General features: G+C 74.0%; 18 protein-coding genes. 6 read left to right on the forward strand and 12 right to left on the reverse strand.

The features are described 5' to 3' along the window. Positions 1 to 13: 13 nt before the first annotated feature. From B1H19_RS07335 to B1H19_RS07345, 3 genes are all read right to left on the reverse strand, one after another. On the reverse strand, positions 14 to 2,044 hold the full coding sequence (locus tag B1H19_RS07335) for an ATP-binding protein (protein WP_083103808.1): 2,031 nt from the start codon (positions 2,042 to 2,044) through the stop codon (positions 14 to 16). Between the two features lie 81 nt (positions 2,045 to 2,125). After that, positions 2,126 to 3,673 carry a condensation domain-containing protein gene (locus tag B1H19_RS07340; RefSeq protein ID WP_083103809.1) on the reverse strand — a complete coding sequence of 516 codons (1,548 nt, stop codon included), beginning with the start codon at positions 3,671 to 3,673 and terminating at the stop codon, positions 2,126 to 2,128. A gap of 49 nt (positions 3,674 to 3,722) precedes the next feature. Then, positions 3,723 to 4,445 carry an SDR family NAD(P)-dependent oxidoreductase gene (locus B1H19_RS07345; RefSeq protein ID WP_083103810.1) on the reverse strand — a complete coding sequence of 241 codons (723 nt, stop codon included), beginning with the start codon at positions 4,443 to 4,445 and terminating at the stop codon, positions 3,723 to 3,725. A gap of 254 nt (positions 4,446 to 4,699) precedes the next feature. Here B1H19_RS07345 and B1H19_RS07350 point away from each other — a divergent pair, with 254 nt between their 5' ends. Further along, positions 4,700 to 4,906, forward strand: coding sequence for a hypothetical protein (locus B1H19_RS07350; RefSeq protein ID WP_083103811.1), 207 nt, complete (start codon positions 4,700 to 4,702; stop codon positions 4,904 to 4,906). Positions 4,907 to 4,974: 68 nt separating this feature from the next. Here B1H19_RS07350 and B1H19_RS07355 read toward each other — a convergent pair whose 3' ends face one another. Both B1H19_RS07355 and B1H19_RS07360 read right to left on the reverse strand, forming a co-directional pair. After that, positions 4,975 to 5,415: an SPW repeat protein gene (locus tag B1H19_RS07355; protein WP_083103812.1), complete on the reverse strand. Its 441-nt coding sequence runs from the start codon at positions 5,413 to 5,415 to the stop codon at positions 4,975 to 4,977. A gap of 169 nt (positions 5,416 to 5,584) precedes the next feature. Beyond that, positions 5,585 to 6,154 carry a histidine phosphatase family protein gene (locus tag B1H19_RS07360; RefSeq protein ID WP_083103813.1) on the reverse strand — a complete coding sequence of 190 codons (570 nt, stop codon included), beginning with the start codon at positions 6,152 to 6,154 and terminating at the stop codon, positions 5,585 to 5,587. A gap of 314 nt (positions 6,155 to 6,468) precedes the next feature. On the opposite strand from B1H19_RS07360, the gene B1H19_RS07365 reads away from it, so the two are divergent. Further along, on the forward strand, positions 6,469 to 6,687 hold the full coding sequence (locus B1H19_RS07365; RefSeq protein WP_083103814.1) for a CbtB domain-containing protein: 219 nt from the start codon (positions 6,469 to 6,471) through the stop codon (positions 6,685 to 6,687). Positions 6,688 to 6,701: 14 nt separating this feature from the next. Next, complete coding sequence (locus tag B1H19_RS07370; protein ID WP_083103815.1) at positions 6,702 to 7,451, forward strand: CbtA family protein; 750 nt, start codon at positions 6,702 to 6,704, stop codon at positions 7,449 to 7,451. 58 nt (positions 7,452 to 7,509) lie between these two features. Here B1H19_RS07370 and ribA read toward each other — a convergent pair whose 3' ends face one another. Further along, entirely contained in the window at positions 7,510 to 8,169 is a 660-nt protein-coding gene (ribA, locus tag B1H19_RS07375; RefSeq protein WP_083103816.1) for a GTP cyclohydrolase II, read from the reverse strand. 102 nt (positions 8,170 to 8,271) lie between these two features. On the opposite strand from ribA, the gene B1H19_RS07380 reads away from it, so the two are divergent. Next, a complete protein-coding gene (locus B1H19_RS07380; RefSeq protein WP_083103817.1) occupies positions 8,272 to 9,036 on the forward strand; it encodes a creatininase family protein in 765 nt (254 codons plus the stop codon). Further along, the gene (locus B1H19_RS07385) at positions 9,029 to 9,937 is read left to right on the forward strand and encodes a RibD family protein (protein WP_083103818.1); all 909 of its coding nucleotides are present in this window, start codon (positions 9,029 to 9,031) and stop codon (positions 9,935 to 9,937) included. The genes B1H19_RS07380 and B1H19_RS07385 overlap by 8 nt, the downstream gene beginning before the upstream one ends. A 31-nt stretch (positions 9,938 to 9,968) precedes the next feature. On the opposite strand, the gene B1H19_RS07390 is transcribed toward B1H19_RS07385, so the two are convergent. The 5 genes from B1H19_RS07390 to B1H19_RS07410 form a co-directional block, all read right to left on the reverse strand. Further along, complete coding sequence (locus B1H19_RS07390) at positions 9,969 to 10,988, reverse strand: lysylphosphatidylglycerol synthase transmembrane domain-containing protein (protein WP_083103819.1); 1,020 nt, start codon at positions 10,986 to 10,988, stop codon at positions 9,969 to 9,971. Next, positions 10,985 to 11,851 (reverse strand): class I SAM-dependent methyltransferase, encoded by an 867-nt coding sequence (locus B1H19_RS07395; RefSeq protein ID WP_083103820.1) that lies wholly within the window; start codon positions 11,849 to 11,851, stop codon positions 10,985 to 10,987. Before B1H19_RS07395 ends, B1H19_RS07390 begins: the two co-directional genes overlap by 4 nt. Further along, positions 11,848 to 12,966: a glycosyltransferase family 4 protein gene (locus B1H19_RS07400; RefSeq protein ID WP_083103821.1), complete on the reverse strand. Its 1,119-nt coding sequence runs from the start codon at positions 12,964 to 12,966 to the stop codon at positions 11,848 to 11,850. The genes B1H19_RS07395 and B1H19_RS07400 overlap by 4 nt, the downstream gene beginning before the upstream one ends. Then, the gene (locus tag B1H19_RS07405; RefSeq protein ID WP_083103822.1) at positions 12,963 to 13,361 is read right to left on the reverse strand and encodes a 6-pyruvoyl trahydropterin synthase family protein; all 399 of its coding nucleotides are present in this window, start codon (positions 13,359 to 13,361) and stop codon (positions 12,963 to 12,965) included. Before B1H19_RS07405 ends, B1H19_RS07400 begins: the two co-directional genes overlap by 4 nt. A gap of 102 nt (positions 13,362 to 13,463) precedes the next feature. Then, entirely contained in the window at positions 13,464 to 14,456 is a 993-nt protein-coding gene (locus B1H19_RS07410) for a zinc-dependent alcohol dehydrogenase (RefSeq protein WP_083103823.1), read from the reverse strand. 204 nt (positions 14,457 to 14,660) lie between these two features. Here B1H19_RS07410 and B1H19_RS07415 point away from each other — a divergent pair, with 204 nt between their 5' ends. Then, positions 14,661 to 15,317 carry a CDP-alcohol phosphatidyltransferase family protein gene (locus B1H19_RS07415; protein WP_107425911.1) on the forward strand — a complete coding sequence of 219 codons (657 nt, stop codon included), beginning with the start codon at positions 14,661 to 14,663 and terminating at the stop codon, positions 15,315 to 15,317. A gap of 129 nt (positions 15,318 to 15,446) precedes the next feature. On the opposite strand, the gene B1H19_RS07420 is transcribed toward B1H19_RS07415, so the two are convergent. Beyond that, positions 15,447 to 15,839 carry a hypothetical protein gene (locus B1H19_RS07420; RefSeq protein WP_083103825.1) on the reverse strand — a complete coding sequence of 131 codons (393 nt, stop codon included), beginning with the start codon at positions 15,837 to 15,839 and terminating at the stop codon, positions 15,447 to 15,449. Positions 15,840 to 15,861: the final 22 nt, after the last annotated feature.

The following is a 15,861-nucleotide window of genomic DNA, read 5'->3' on the forward strand; positions in this document are numbered from 1 at the left end:
CACCGGACGGGCCCTAGAGATCGCCCGCCAGAACCCTGGCCAGGGAGGTCTCGGGGCGGGCCTCGGTGCCCCGCCGGTAGGCGTCCGCATACGCCTTGTCGCCGATCGCGGCGCGCGCCCGCTGCTCGCACTCCTCCCGGACGGCGCGCAGTTCGGGGGTGCCGCGCTGGGGGTGCCCGACGGTGCGCCAGTACGCCTGGCCGGTACCGTAGACGACGGCGGCGCTCTCGCCGTTGCCCTGGGCGGCGACCGCGGCGGCCAGCAGGTCCAGGCCGAGGGCGATGCCGAAGTTGTCGCCGATGGCCTGTTTGGCGGCGAGCATGGCGCGGGCGTGTCCGGCGGAGTCCTGGGGGCGGCCCTGGAGGAGGGCGATCAGCGAGAGCTGGTAGTCGGCGTAGGAGCGGGCCCAGTACTCGCCGTGCGCCACGCAGTCGCGGCGCAGTTCGGCGGCCTCGGCGCGGGCCTCGGTGAGCTTGCCCAGGGCGGTGAGCGCGAAGATCCGCACGATGTGGCAGCGCAGCCGGGCGGCGGAGTCGAAGGGGGCGTCCGGCATCGGGCCGAGCACATGGTCGGCGACGGTGTATCCGGCGAGCGGACGGCCGGCCATCAGATGGGTCAGGCCCACCAGATAGCCGGCCGCGAGCATCGCCTCCGCGTCGCCCTCCTCGCGGGCGGCGCGCGAACACTGGCGGCCCAGTTCGTCGGCGGTGTCCAGATCGCCCTGGAAGAGCAGGGCGACGCCGAGCATCCACAGCGCCCGGGTACGGGCCGGGCTCGGGGCCAGGCGGGCGGCCAGGGCGCGCTCCAGATAGCCGCGGGCCTCGTGCAGATGGCGGCAGCAGCTCCAGAAGAAGCCGATGCAGGCGCTGAGTTCCTGGGCGCGTTCGGGGTCGGTGACCAGGAGGTGGTCGAGCGCGGTGCACAGGTCGACATGGGCCTCGGCGACCCGTTCGTACCACCGGACCTGGTCGGGGCCGAGCCAGCCGGCGTCGGCCCGGCGGCCGAAGCCGAGGAAGTGCTCGGCGTGCCGGTCGGCGACCGTCCGTACCTCGCCGAGTTCCGCCAGCCACATCCGGCCGTACTCGCGCAGGGTGTCGAGCATGCTGAAGCGCTGCCCCTCGCGGCTGATCACCGACTTGGCGGCCAGACCGGCGAGGGCGGTGCGGACGTCCCGGGGGCTCAGCGGGCCGCCGGCGCAGACGGACTGGGCGGACTCCTCGTCGAAGGTGCCGCGGAAGACGGACAGCCGGGCCCACAGCAGCCGCTCCAGCGGTGCGCACAGCTCATGGCTCCAGCCGATGGCGGTGCGCAGGGTGCGGTGCCGCGGGGGGCGGGCCGACGGATCGCCCGCGAGCGCCTCGAAGCGGGAGTTGAGGCGTTCGGCGACCCGCGCGGGGGAGCTGCCCGCCAGCTGGGCGCCGGCCAGTTCCAGGGCGAGCGGGATGCCTTCGAGGCGACGGCAGATGGCGGCGGCGGCCACGGCGTGCGCCGGTTCGGTGAGCCGGAGTCCGGGCGCCGCCACCCCGGCGCGCTCGCGGAAGAGGGCCAGCGCCTCGTTGTCGCCCTCCATCGACAGTGGTTCGACCTCGGTGATCCACTCACCGACCACGTCCAGCGGCTGCCGGCTGGTGATCAGGACGGTCAGCAGCGGCGCGGCCGTCAGCAGATCGCCGATCAGGTCCCGGCAGGAGTCGACGAGATGCTCGCAGGAGTCCAGCACCAGCAGCATCCGCTTGTCCGACAGCCAGTCGCACAGCGCGGCGACCGGCATCCGCGCGGTGTGGTCGGACAGGCCCACGGCATCGCAGAGGGTGGCCGGCAGCAGCCGGTCGCCCTGGAGCGGCCACAGGTCGGCCCAGCGCACCCCGTCCGGATGACGGGTCGCCGCGGCGGCCGCGGCCCGCATCGCGATGCGGGTCTTGCCGACGCCTCCGGGGCCGGTGAGGGTGATCAGTCGGTGCTGCGCCAACTCGATGTTCACTCTGCGCAGTTCGTCCCTACGCCCGACGAAACTGGTGGATTCTTCGGGAATGTTGGTCGCCACCGGCCCAGTTTGCCCCACGCGACCCCGGGAAGGGGCCGTGACGTACCGTTCGCCCTATGACGCGCATGGCGCGCCACGGTGTCAGGGCAGGCCACGGTGGTACGGGCGGGGCGCGGTGTCACCCGATGGTTTGCCGTGACGAGGTTGACGTCCGTCACCCGTCCGCCGCCGGGCCGCCGTCCCGGACTCACCCTTGCCCAACTCCCTTACAGACAGGGCGACTTGGGAGATCGGAACATCCGTCCGCCGGGCGGCGGTCCGGCGCGGCGTACGGCCCTTGTCGATGATTTGTGCGCGGGTTCCCCCGACCAGGCCGGGCCGGTCCGGGGTGGCCGGTGCCGTGTGCGGGTCGGCGTCCGCGAGCCGGCCGAGCAGGGCGAGGAAACGGTCCTGGTGGACGGCGAGTTCGCGCTCCTCGTACAGCGCGGGATTGGCGTCGTGGTCGATGCGCAGACCGGCGCCGTGGGCGCGGCGGTGCAGGGTGAGAGTCATATCGTCGACGGCGCCGGCGGCGAGGTGGTGGACGGTGGAGGGCGCCCCGGCGAAGGCGGGGGCGTCGTCGCCGTGCAGGAGGTGGATGCGCGGTCCGGTCAGCCTCCGGTGGCCGGGCAGGCCGAGGTCGCGGCGGATGTCCTCCGGTCGGTAGCGCTGGTGGCGGCGCGCGGCGCGGACGGCCAGGACGGTCTGGCGGGTGAGGTCGGCGAAGGTCGCCCCCGAAGGCACGGCCAGGCGCAGCGGCAGCACGGTGCCGACGGTGCCGGGAACGCGGAGCGCGGTGGCGCTGATCCGGCCGCGCAGCGGGAGACCGAGGACGACCTCGCGGCTGCCGGTGGCCTGTGCGAGATGGCACGCCTGGGCGGTGATCAGGACGTCCGGCCAGGTGGCACGGACGGCGGCCGCCAGGGCGTCGATCCGCCGGGTGAGTTCGGCGCCGAGGTGGGCGGTGGTGCGCAGGGCGGTACGGGCGGCGGGGGCGCTGCGGCCGGCGAGGGTGGGGGCCTGGGGGCGGTCGGCGAGGGTGTGGCGCCAGTAGGTGCGGTCGGCGTCGTAGCCCTCGCCCGCCCGGTACGTGCTCTCCTCGGCCGCCAGGTCCGCGAGCCGTCCGAAGGGGCTGGGGCCGGGGTCCTCCCCCGCGGCGAGGGTGGTGTAGAGCTGGGCGACGCGGCGCAGCACGAGGGTGAAGCCGTGGCCGTCCAGGGCGAGGCGGTGCACCCGCTGGTACCACAGCCAGCGGCGCTCTCCCACCTGGAAGAGGGCGTGCCGGAAGAGCGGTCCGGCGGCGAGGTCGAAGGGGCGGGCGAGGTCGTCGCGCATCCAGGCGCGGGCCACCGCGTCCGGATCGCCCAGGTCGAGAAGGGTGGCCGCGTGCAGGGCGAAGCCGTGGCCGGGCGGCTCGATCTCGACCGGGAACTGCCGTGGCCCGTCGGGCGTTTCCTCGATGCGCAGCCGCAGCGCGTCGCTCTCGCCGACGGTCCGGTGCAGGGCCTCGGCGAAGCGTACGGGGTCGAGCGGGCCGTGGATCTCCAGGCAGACCGCGGTGGTGTGGGCGGGGCTGTCCGGGTCGCGGGCCTGGGCGTGCCACAGGGCGCGCTGGGCGGCGGTGAGCGGGGCGAGAAGGGGGCGCGGCATGGGGGGCCTTTCGCGGCGGGATGACGGGTTGCGCCGGGGAGCGGGGCGGTCAGGCGAACTGCGTGGCGCCGCCGTCGACATAGAGGTCGTGCATGGTGATGTGGCGGGCGCGGTCGGAGACCAGGAAGGCCACGGCTTCGGCGATGTCGAGGGGTTCGGCGATCCGGCCGAGCGGGGTGTCGCTGTGCGGGGCCTGGAGGTCCCCGTAGGTGCAGCCGGGGGAGACGACATTGCAGCGCACACCGCTGCCCGCCAGTTCCAGACCGAGGGATTTGGTGAAGAGGGTCGCAGCGGCCTTGGACGCGGCATACGCGGCCAGCCCGGCCCGCGGTACGCCCGCCGCATGGGAGCCGACGGTGATGATGCTGCCGGCCCGGCGGGCGGTCATTCTGCGGGCCACGGCGCGCGAGAGCCGGAAGACGCCGGTGGTGTTGACGGCGAAGGTGTCGTCCCAGTCCTGGTCGGTGAGGTCGACGACGGACGCGGTGCGCAGCACACCGGCCACGTTGACGAGGATGTCCAGGGGACCGACGGTGCGTTCGGCGTCGTCCACCAGGGCGTCGGCGGCCGCGCGGTCGGTGAGGTCGACGGCGCGGGCGGTCACGCGCGCCCGCCCGTAACCGGCCTCCAGGGCGGCGATGCCGGGCGCGTCCCGGTCCACGGCGATCACCCGCGCGCCCTCCTCGGCCAGCAGCCGCGCCACGGCCTCACCGATGCCCCGCCCGGCGCCGGTGACCAGCGCCGTACGCCCGGAAAGCTCGGAATCCCACACGCCCGCATCCCCTCGCCACGAATAAACTTAGGTAAGCCTAACCTAAGACGCGGCTCGGTGGCCCTTGGCCGCCCGCCCGGACCTCACCGGGGAGACCAAAGAAAGCCAACGGCGTTACGGGCGACGCACCTTGCGTTACGGCCGGCTCCGGGCCGGGCACAACAACGCCTGTGACGTCGCGCCCCTCGTACCCCGCCCGCGATCCGTCCGTACCCCGCCACCGCCGAGCCGCTCCGGGAAGGGAGGGACGCCCCGTGTCCCCCGACGACGACCGCCAAACCGGCGACCGCGCCGAGCAGTTCCGGCAGGGCGCCGGCTGGCTGCTGCTGACCGCCGCGCTCGGCGGGCTGGGCACCGGCATCGCCCTGGGCGAGGCCCTGCCGCTGGCGGGCGGGCTGGTCCTGGCCGGTGTCTCCGGGCACCTCCTGACAGCAGGCCGCCGGCCCACCCGCCCCGACTGAGGACGAGCGGGCCGGCGGAGGTGCCGCAGGCTCCGTACGGGGCCTGCCTCACGACACGGGGGCCTGCCTCATGTCGTACGGCGGCTCTTCGCGGCCGCACCGATACACATCGCCCCGAGCAGGAACGTCAGGCCTCCGATCGCGATGTTGTTCCAGATCACGCCCGCGTCCGGGTGGGTGCCGACGATCCAGGGCGCGATGATCATCCAGACGCCCATGGCGCACATCGCGCCACTCAGGCCGTACATCCGCTCCGGGGTGACGGTGAACCCGACCGCCAGCAGGGCGATGGCGATGCCGAGGATCAGGTTGTGCGTCAGGAGCGCGGGCTGCGAGGTCGCGTAGTGCACGATCCATGGGGATGCCGCGCAGTACAGGCCGACCAGGAACACCGGCCCGTCTACGAGGACCACATCACGCCCGCCGAGGACTCGCTCGTAACGAGCCTGCATCTCAGAAACATCGGGGTGACCCGCGAGATCGCCCCTGTGGTGCGAGAGGTCGGCCATCCGACTCGCCTCCTTCGTTCTGCAAGCCTGGCCGTATCGCGGCATGAGCACCGCGCACTCTTTATTTTGCTCTTATGTCGCCTTTATGTGTAGACGGGCGGCCGGTTTTGTACGGAGAAGGATGGCCGGATTTATGCGGTGCACGACGTGGGGCGTACGGACGGACCCGTCAGCGCGCGCTTCCCAGCCCCAGATTCCAGCGCCCGCCCCGGCTGCTGAGCTCGGTCACGGCCAGCGGCGGGACGTCCAGCCGCCAGAACACCTCCGGCGGGAGCCGCAGCGCGGCCACCACGGCGGCGCGCACCGTCTCCACCTCCACCACGGCCAGCACCCGCCCGGACGTCGCGGCCAGCTCCCCGAGCCAGTCCCCGGCCCGTTCGCACAGCGCATGCAGCGATTCCCCGCCGTGCCCGGTGAAGCCGGGGTCCGAGAGCCAGGCCGACACCGCCTCCTGCTCTTCCTCGCTCACCTCGGCCAGGGTCCGGCCCCGCCACCGTCCCATCGCCCAGCCGGGCGGCCCCGGCTCGGACGCGGGCTCCGCCGGCAGCCCGAGCTCCTCGGCGGTACGACGGCACCGGACGGACGGCGCGACCACGATCCGGGCCGCGGCCGGCCACGATCCGGCCATGGCGCGCGCCCGCCGCACCCCGGCCGCACCGAGCGGGCCGTCGTCGTCGAACCGCACCTCGCGCTGCGCCTCGCCCGCAGCAGGTGAGACCAACATCACCCGAGTCGTCATGCCCGCTTCTCCCGCTCCCGTACCGACCCTGTCAACACACACCCCGCGCAAGGAAGTTGGCTCAATCATGCGCCCCTCCCTGCCCCTCTCCGCCCCCTGGGCGACCTTGGCCCGCCGGTCGGTTCGCGGTAGCGTCCCGATGATATTGACGATGACATGACGGAAGCCGGTGGGATCCCGGCGCGGTCGCGCCACTGTATGTCCGGTTTTGACTCAGCCCGCAGGGGCCGGGACCGGGCGAGCCAGACCCGCCATGTCGTCCGACGCTCCATTCACCAGGGACGCGAGTTCCCTCTCACAGGAGGTCCCCCGCCATGGCTCAGACCATCGCACCCCCGGCCACCGGCACCGCCACCCCGGCCCCGCTCCCCCTCAAGGCCATCGCTCCCTGGGCGCTGTTCGTCGGCGTCCTGATGCTGGTTCTGCTCTACTTCGTCGGCGCCGAGCAGGGCGCCACCTCCGTGCTGTCCGGTACGGGCGTCCACGAGTGGGTCCACGACGGACGCCACCTGCTCGGCTTCCCCTGCCACTGAGCAGGCGCCGTTCCATGAACTCCGTCACCATCAGACATCTGCTGACGCGCGGCATGCTCGCCGGTCTGGGTGCCGGTGTCCTCGCCCTCGTCGTCGCCTATCTGCTGGGCGAACCGAGAGTGGACGCCGCCATCGCCTTCGAGGAGGCCCACAGCCACGAGCACGAGATGGAGGTCGTCAGCCGCGGCCTCCAGTCCACGGCGGGGCTGGCGACCGGTGTGCTCGTCTACGGCGTGGCCCTGGGCGGGATCGCCGCGCTGGCCTTCTGCGTCGCACTGGGCCGGATCGGCCGCTTCGGCCCCCGGGCCACCGCGGCGCTGCTCTCCGGCGCGGCGCTGCTCGCCGTCTACCTCGTACCGTTCCTGAAGTACCCGGCCAACCCGCCGTCCGTCGGTGAACCCGACACCATCGGCAAGCGCACGGCCCTGTACTTCCTGATGATGCTGCTCAGCGTGCTGCTGGCCGTCGCCGCCACGATCCTCGGGCGGCGGCTGGCTCCCCGGCTGGGCAACTGGTACGCGACGGTGACGGCCGGCGCGGCGTTCGCCCTCGCCGTCGGGCTCGCCTATGCCTTCCTGCCGTCGGTCAACGAGGTCCCGAAGGACTTCTCGGCGACCTTGCTGTGGCAGTTCCGGCTGTCGGCGATCGCCGTCCAACTGGTGCTCTGGGCCGCCTTCGGGCTGCTCTTCGGGCATCTGGCGGAACGCGTGATCGCACCGAAGCGGGCCGCCGCGTCCGCCGGGGCGGCACCCGCCGCATCCTGACGGCCGACGCCGATGGGGAGGGTCTTCGGGCCCTCCCCATCGGCGTGTGGCCGGCGCCTTACGACAGCCCCGGGATGCCGTCCAGATGAGGCAGGTCATGGTCGAGGCGTTCCCGTTTCGCCCGCAGATAGCGGATGTTCTCCGCCCCGGGCGGCATCAGCAGGGGGACCCGTTCGTCGACGGCGATGCCGTACCGCAGCAGCGCCGCCCGCTTGCGCGGGTTGTTCGACAGCAGCCGTACGGAGGCCACTCCGAGGTCCTGGAGAATTCCGGCCGCGACGCCGTATTCCCGGGCGTCGACGGGCAGTCCGAGCGCGATATTCGCATCGACCGTATCGAGCCCGTCCTCCTGGAGTTTCATCGCCCGGAGCTTGGCCAGCAGCCCTATTCCGCGGCCCTCATGTCCCTGGAGATAGACGAGAATTCCGCGCCCCGCCGCCACGATCGCCTCCAGCGCCGCGGAAAGCTGGTCGCCGCATTCGCAGTGCGCGGAGGCGAAGACATCTCCGGTCAGACACTCCGAATGCACCCGGGTCAGCACCCGCTCCCCCGCCACCTCGCCGTGGACCAGGGCCACTTGCTCCGTTCCGCTGTGCAGGTCGAGATAGCCGACGGCCAGGAATGCGCCGTGCGCCGTGGGGAGGCGGACCTCCACCACCCGCTCGACCCGGGAGCCGGCATCCGCCACGACAGAGGCATCGCTCTGGGGGTCCGTCATGGCGCGATCGTACCGGCGGGGGCGGCCGGTTGGCAGGGATTACCGTCCTGCTTATGCTGCGACGGCCCGGCAAGTGAGCGCGACGAAAGGCCGCATCCCCCCATGACCGCATCGGCTTCCCGGAATTCGGCCCGCGGGCTGCTCCCGGCGGACACCACCGAGGAGGTGCGGGCCCGCCGGCCGCGCTGGGCCTTCCTGCCCGTCGGCAGCTTCGAACAGCACGGCCCGTTCCTGCCGTTGACCACCGATACGGTCATCGCCTGCACCATCGCCGAGGAGCTCGCCGCGGCCCATCCGGGCCTGCTGCTGCCCCCGCTCACCGTCTCCTGTTCCCAGGAACACGCCGCCTGGCCGGGCACCGTCAGTATTTCCGCCCGTACCCTGCACACCATCGTCACGGACATCGCCGATTCCCTCCGGGCCGCTGGTATCCCCGCCCTGATTCTGGTGAACGGCCACGGCGGAAATTACGTACTGCGCAATGTGGTTCAAGAATCCGGCGGCACGGGGATCCGTATGGCACTCTTCCCCGGCTCGGCCGACTGGGATGCGGCACGCAAGGCAGCGGGGGCGGGGACCACCGCCCACAGCGATATGCACGCCGGTGAGGTGGAAACCTCCCTCCTTCTGCACGCCCATCCCGCATTGGTACGCCCCGGATACGCCTCGGAGGAATCGGCGGACCATATCGCCGATGACCGCAGGCATCTGCTCACTCTCGGCATGCCGCCCTATACGGAATCCGGGATCATCGGCCGCCCTTCCCTCGCCTCCGCGCAGAAGGGCGAAAAGCTGCTGGCCGGGCTGATCGAGGCATTCGGGGCCTATGCCGCGCTCTTCGGCATGGAGGCGGAAAACCATGGCTGAAGCGCTCGACGCTCAGGCGGCGTGGGAACGGCTGCGCGGCATTCGTACGGCGGCGGATGCGGCGGCCGCCGGGCTGGTGCCGGACTCCGCGTCCGGTGAGCGGGCACCGGACGACGGCGCGGCGCGGCAGAGCGGCGACGGCCCACTGCGGTGGGCGGAGCCCGCCACGCCCGGGGCGGACCGGCTGGCCGAGCGCTATCTGCCGCTGTGCCTGGCCGGTCCCCGTATCGCGTTCGCCCAGCTCGGGCAGAGCCTGGACGGCTTCATCGCCACCCGTACCGGCGATGCGGACTACGTCACCGGGGCGGAGGACCGCCGCCATCTGCACCGGCTGCGGGCGCTGGCCGATGCGGTGATCGTCGGCGCCGGGACCGCGGTGGCGGACGATCCGCGGCTGACGGTGCGCGCCTGTGCGGGCGACAACCCGGTGCGGGTGGTGCTCGATCCGCGGGGCCGGGTGCCGCGCGGGCGCCAGGTGTTCACCGATGGCGAGGCACCGACGGTGTGGGTGGTGGGCCCGGAGGGCGCCGGTCGGGCGCGGGCGGCGGCGGGGCCGTACGGGGCCCGCGGCGATGCCGACGGCTGCGGCGTGGACATCCTGGTGCTGCCCGACGCCGCGGCCTTCGCCCCGGCCCGTCTGCTGGCGGCCCTGGCACGGCGCGGACTGGGCCGGGTGCTGGTCGAAGGCGGCGGGCTGACCGTTTCACGGTTCGTCAGCGAGCGCGCGCTGCACCGGCTGTACCTCACCGTCGCCCCGGTCCTGCTCGGCGACGGCGTACCCGGTCTGCGGTTTCCCGGCACGCCTGTGATGCGCGACGCCCTGCGCCCGCCGATGCGCCGGTCGCCGCTCGGCGCGGACACCCTCTTCGAACTGGAGCTGCGGGAGCCGGGCGAAGAGTGAGGTAGTGAGGTACGGCGTCTTCCGGGCTGCGCTACGCGCCCCGGCCCGCCTCCTCGGCCAGGGTCGGCGCAGGCTCCGCCGCTGCCGTGTCCGCCGCTCGCCGGGCTCGCAGTCCGGCTGCCCAGCGCACCACCAGCACCCCGGCTCCCGGCAGGCTCGCGGCGAACGCCAGCACCCCGTAGACCACGGCCGAGGCGAGGCCCTGCGCCGCGCCCAGCCCGGCCGCGCCGAACGCCCATGCCGCGACGCCTTCCCGCGGGCCCCAGCCGCCGACGTTCAGCGGCAGCGCCATCGCCAGCAGCGCCAGCACCACGAGCGGCACCAGCTCGGCCACCGGTGCGCTCACCCCCGCCACCCTGGCGGCCAGCACGAACATCGCCAGATACCCCGCGAGGACCACCACGGACGAGAGCGTCACCCCCGGCCAGCTCGCGCGGGCGAACAGGGCCCGGCGGGCCTCGGCCAGCGCGGTGCGGACGGCCCGCGCCGCGCGGGAGGCGCCCCGGCTCCAGTACGCGACGGCGATCGCCGCCGAGGCCACCACGGCCGCCGAGACCCACCCGGCGGGCGTGCCCAGCAGACGGCCGGCCTGCGCCAGGGCCGGGGACGGCCGCAGCAGCAGCACCGCGGTCCCGGCCACCAGCAGGACGACTTGGCCCGCGGTGCGTTCCAGGACCACGGCGCGCACGCCGCGGCCCAGGTCTCCGGCGCTGCGGCCGTGGCGCACCGCGCGGTGGACGTCGCCGAGCACCCCGCCGGGCAGCGCGGCGTTGAGGAACAGCGCGCGGTAGTAGTCCGCGACGGCCCGGCCGAGCGGCAGCCGCAGACCGAGGCCGCGGGCCACCAGGCACCAGCGCCAGGCGCTGAAGACCGTGGTCAGCAGGCCGAGGACGAGGGCGGACAGCAGGGTGGGGGCGTCGATACGGCGCAGCCCGTCCAGGAAGGCGCCCGATCCCAGGCGCCACACCAGCACCCCGAGGATGCCCGCTCCCCCGAGCATCCTCAGCCACGCCCAGACGGACCGTTTCCCCATGCCGGCCGGCCGCGTCATCCAGCGGTTCCGGGGCGCGGCCCGGGCAGTGCCAGCAGATCCGTGTGGTGCACGGTGACCGTCAACTCCCCCGCCGCGCAGGCCGCCAGCCGCCGCGCCAGATACGCCTGCGCCCGCTCCTCCAGCTCGGGGCGCTGCTCGCACGCCGCGCCCACCCAGCCGCGCAGCCAGGCGGTGGTGAGCGCGTCCTGCGGGCCGCCGAGCCGCCAGGGACTGGACCGCGTCAGCACCGTCGCGCCCTGGCGTTGGAACGCCGCCGTGGCCGCCGCGACCGCATCCGGCCCGAGCAGCCGCCGACCGCCGCCGTCCGTGCGGCGCTGATGGTCGTTGAAGGCGGCGCCGAGCTCGTCGTCGAGCAGCTCGTACGGCGTGAGGTCGACGCGCCCGGCGACGGAGAGCGCCAGCAGGGCGGGGCAGCCGGCGCCGATGCAGGCCGCGGCGAGCGCCGCGACCTCGTCGGCGGTGAGCAGATCGAGCAGCGCGGAGGCGGTGACCAGCGAGGTCCCGGCGAGCGCCGGAGCGGTCAGCCCGGTGAGGTCGCCGCATGCGGTGGCGGCCGTCACGGCGCTGCCGTCGGCGGCGGCCGTGGGCATGGCGTCCGCGGCACGGGCGAGCAGTGCGGGGTCATGGTCGTGGAGGATCCAGTGCTGCGGGCCGGGAAGCCGGCCGGCGAGCCAGCGGCCCATGGAGCCGGTGCCGCAGCCCAGATCGCGGATCACCGTCCGCTGCGGCTGTCCGTCGCGGGCGGCGGGCAGCGCGGCGCTCAGCGGCCGGAGCAGATCGGCCGCCCGCGCCACCGCGTCGGCGGGCTCGCGCAACTGGAGCCATTCCGGGGCGAACCGGGGCTGACCGGGCGCCGTCATGCCGCCACCCCGGGCGCGCGGCGGAGCCGTTCGAGCACCTCGGCCAGTCGGTGCGTCGTCATCTGCCACCCTTCCAGCATGGCACGGCGCTCCCGCGCCGCGATCTTCAGCCGCTGCCGCAGCTCGGCGTCGGTGAGCCAGCGGCGCAGCGCCGCGGGGAGCGCCGCGGGGTCGCCGGACGGTACGAGGAGCCCCGGCACGCCGCCGTCCGGGGCCCGCCCGAGGGCTTCCGGAACGCCGTCCACGGCCGTCGCCAGGACGGGAATGCCCCGCCCCAGCGCCTCGGTGACGACCATTCCGTAGGTCTCGGCGTACGAGGCGAGCACCAGGAGATCCGCGGCCGCGTAGCGGTCCTCCAGCTCGGCACCCACCTGCGGCCCGGAGAACCGCACCCGGTCTCCGAGCGCCAACTCATCCGCCATTTCACGCAATTGGGATACATAGTCCGGGTTATCGCGTATGCCGCCCACACAGTCGCAGGTCCAGGGCAGATCCGCGACGGCGGCGAGGGCGTCGATCAGCCGGCGGTGCCCCTTGCGCGGCTTGACGGCGGCGACGCACAGCAGCCGGGTGGCGCCGTCCGTCCCGGGCGCGAGGGGCGCGGGATCGGCTCCGGGCGTGGCGACATGGACGCGATCGGCGGGGAGCCCGTGCAGCGCGACCAGGCGCCGCGCGGCCCAGCGGCTGGTGGCCACCACGGCCCCTGCGGCGTGCAGCGCGCGGCGCTCCCGGGCCGTCAGCTCGCGGGCGACACCCGGGGCAAGGCCGGTTTCGTCGCCCAGCGGCAGATGCACCAGGACGGCCATCCGCAGCCGGGCGGCCTCGGGCGCGAGCACCTCGGGGACTCCGCAGGCCACCAGGCCGTCCAGGAGGACGACGGCGCCGTCGGGCAGCGCGGCCAGACACCGCGCCAGTTCGCCGCGCGCCCGCGCATCCGGCCGCGGCCAGCTCCCGGGCAGGGCGTATGCGCGCACGCGCCATCCGGCCGCCGGGAGCGCGGCGCACACCCGCCGGTCGTAGACGTTCCCGCCGCTGGGCGCGGCGGGGGCGGTCACGTCTCCGGGCAGCACGCAGTGCAGCAGACGCTCCGCGGCTCCCGGGGCGGGGCGTGTCACAGAGTGCGCTCGTACGTCGCCCAGGCGATATGCGATTCGTGCAGGGTGACGGATATGCCGGACAGCTCCCGGGCGCTTTCCCCGAGGTTTCCGGCGCGTACGCGGTCGGCAAGGCGGTCGGCGATCACTTTGGCCAGGGCCTCCGTTGAGGTGTTGATGCCGGCGAAGGCCGGCTCGTCGTCGAGGTTCCGGTAGTTCAACTCCCCGATCACCCCGCCGAGTTCCTGAGTGGCCAGGCCGATGTCGACGACGATGTTGTCGGCGTCGAGTTCCGCGCGGCGGAACGTGGCATCCACCACGAAGGTTGCGCCGTGCAGCCGCTGCGCGGGGCCGAAGACCGCGCCGCGGAAGCTGTGGGCGACCATCAGGTGATCGCGGACGGTGATGCTGAACACGGTGGATCCTCCGGTGCGACGACGGTGCTGGCGGGGTGGGGGGAGGCTGCGACGGGACGCGGCCGGCGGTCCGGGCGAGCGGCGGCCGGTCCGCGGTACGGACTACTCGCGGACCGCCCCGCCCCCGTACCGGATGCGATGGCACAGAGCGGGCAGTTCGCCCGAGGCGAGGCGGGGCATGACCTGGGGGAGGTCCTCGAAGGCGGATTCGCCGGTGATCAGCGCATCGAAGGCGGGGGCGGCGAGCAGGTCGAGGGCGAGCGCGAGCCGGTCGGCGAAGCCGCGGCGGGCGCGCCGGGCCGGGGCGACGGCGCCCACCTGGCTGCTGCGGACGACCAGTCGGCGGGAGTGGAACGCCTCCCCCAGCGGCAGGCTGACCTGCCGGTCGCCGTACCAGCTGAGCTCGATCACCGTGCCCTCCGGGGCGAGCAGTTCGAGGGCGCGGGTGAGCCCGGCCCCGGTGGCGCTGGCGTGCACGACGAGGTCGCATGCGCCCAGCGCCTCCCCGGGCAGCGCGAAGGGGACCCCGAGCGCCTCGGCGGTCGCCGCCCGCGCGGGATCCGTGTCGACCAACTGCACCCGGAGTGCGGGGTAACGGGCGAGCACGGCGGCGACGGCGCAGCCGACCATCCCCGCGCCGACCACCGCGATCCGGTCGCCGAGCAGCGGCGCCGCGTCCCACAGGGCGTTCACCGCGGTCTCCACCGTCCCGGCGAGCACGGCCCGCTCGGCGGGAACGGTGTCCGGCACCGGGATCACCGCACTCGCCGGGACGACATAACGCGTCTGATGCGGATGCAGGCAGAAGACCATCCGCCCGAGGAGCGGCGCCGGGCCCTCCTCGACGACCCCGACGCCCAGATAGCCGTACTTGACCGGCCCCGGGAACTCCCCTTCCTGGAACGGCGCGCGCATCGTCCCGTACTGGCTCTCGGGCACCTCGCCGCGGAACACCAGGCTCTCGGTCCCCCGGCTCACACCGGACCACAATGCCCGCACCAGCACCTCGTCCTCGCCGGGCACCGGGAGCGCGACGTCGCGGATCTCCCCCCGTCCGGGAGAAGTGATCCAGAATGCCTGGGCGACGCACGACATCGGATCCTCCTGGACGCTTCGGCGCGGGATCGTTAATGCTGGGGCACTGCACGGCGGGGATCCTGGGGGATCTTGATGCCGCCGTACGATACGCGGCGGTCATCGACTGCGCCATACGTCTCGGGAGGCCCGATGACCGTACAAGACCCTTACGGCATAAGGCCGTACGCCACACCGCCCTACGGCCCGGACATGACCGCCGGAATGGGCGTGCAGCTGCTGGTGCTGGAAGTGCTGTGCCGGGCGGTCGGCCTGGGGACCGCGGGCTGGCTGACCGGCTCCACCTTCGCGGTGGTGACCTGGGCGGTGCTGATGATCGCGCTGCGCCGTTCCTGGACCGGCCCGTTCGGCCCGGCCAACCGCGTCACCCTGGCCCGGGCCACGCTGGTCGGCGCGGTGACGGCCCTGGTGGCCGACTCCTTCGAACACCGGGCACCGGTGGGGGTGCTGGTCGCGCTGGCCACGGTGGCGCTGGTCCTGGACGCCGTCGACGGCCATGTGGCACGGCGTACGGGAACGGCGACGGCGCTGGGCGCCCGCTTCGACATGGAGGTGGACGCCTTTCTCATCCTGGTGCTGTCCGTCTATGTCGCGATGCCGCTGGGCGGCTGGGTGCTGGCCATCGGCCTGATGCGCTATGCGTTCGTCGCCGCCTCGTGGGGCTTGCCGTGGCTGCGCGGCGATCTGCCGCACAGCATGGCCCGCAAGACGGTGGCCGCGCTCCAGGGAATCGTCCTGGTGGTGGCCGGCGCCGGAATCGTGCCGCACATCTGGGCGTTCATCACCGTGGCGGCGGCCCTGGCGCTGCTGGTGTGGTCGTTCGGGCGGGACATCGGGTGGCTGTGGCGGACCCGGACCTGATCCGGCGCACCGGGCCGGGGACTGGCCGACGGATCGGCCCCGAGAGCTGTCCGACGGGCCTCGATGGGCAGGGCCCGCGGCTCCCCCGGCCGACGCCGGGAGGTGCCCCCAGGCACCGCGCCCCGGGACCTACGTCCCCGCGTGCCGACCCAGATAGACCACCAGCGCCAGGAAGAGCAGCAGCACCTGGCCGACGAGAACGGTGAGCAACATCCGCTGCCAGACGCTGCGTTGGGCCGGGCGGTGCGGCACATGCACCGCGCCGGGCAGCCGCGCCAGCTGGCGGCCGGGGCGGACGGCGGTGGTGGTGCCGCGCCGGATGCCGCAGCGCGGCGCCGTCCGGTGGCGGGCGAGGGACTCCGGGCAGCCTCGGCCGTGCCCACGGACGGTGCGCAGCGGACGGCGGGTGCGGTGGCGGCCGCGGCACGGGCGGGCGGCACCCGGCCCGGTGGCCGACGGTATACAGGTGCGGGAGCGGACCGCCCGCCACGACGGCGGCCCTTTACGCCTGGCTGCGGCCATCGGCGCTCACTCCCCCGGACGG

It is taken from the genome of Streptomyces gilvosporeus (genome assembly GCF_002082195.1).
GTDB classification, from domain to species: domain Bacteria; phylum Actinomycetota; class Actinomycetes; order Streptomycetales; family Streptomycetaceae; genus Streptomyces; species Streptomyces gilvosporeus.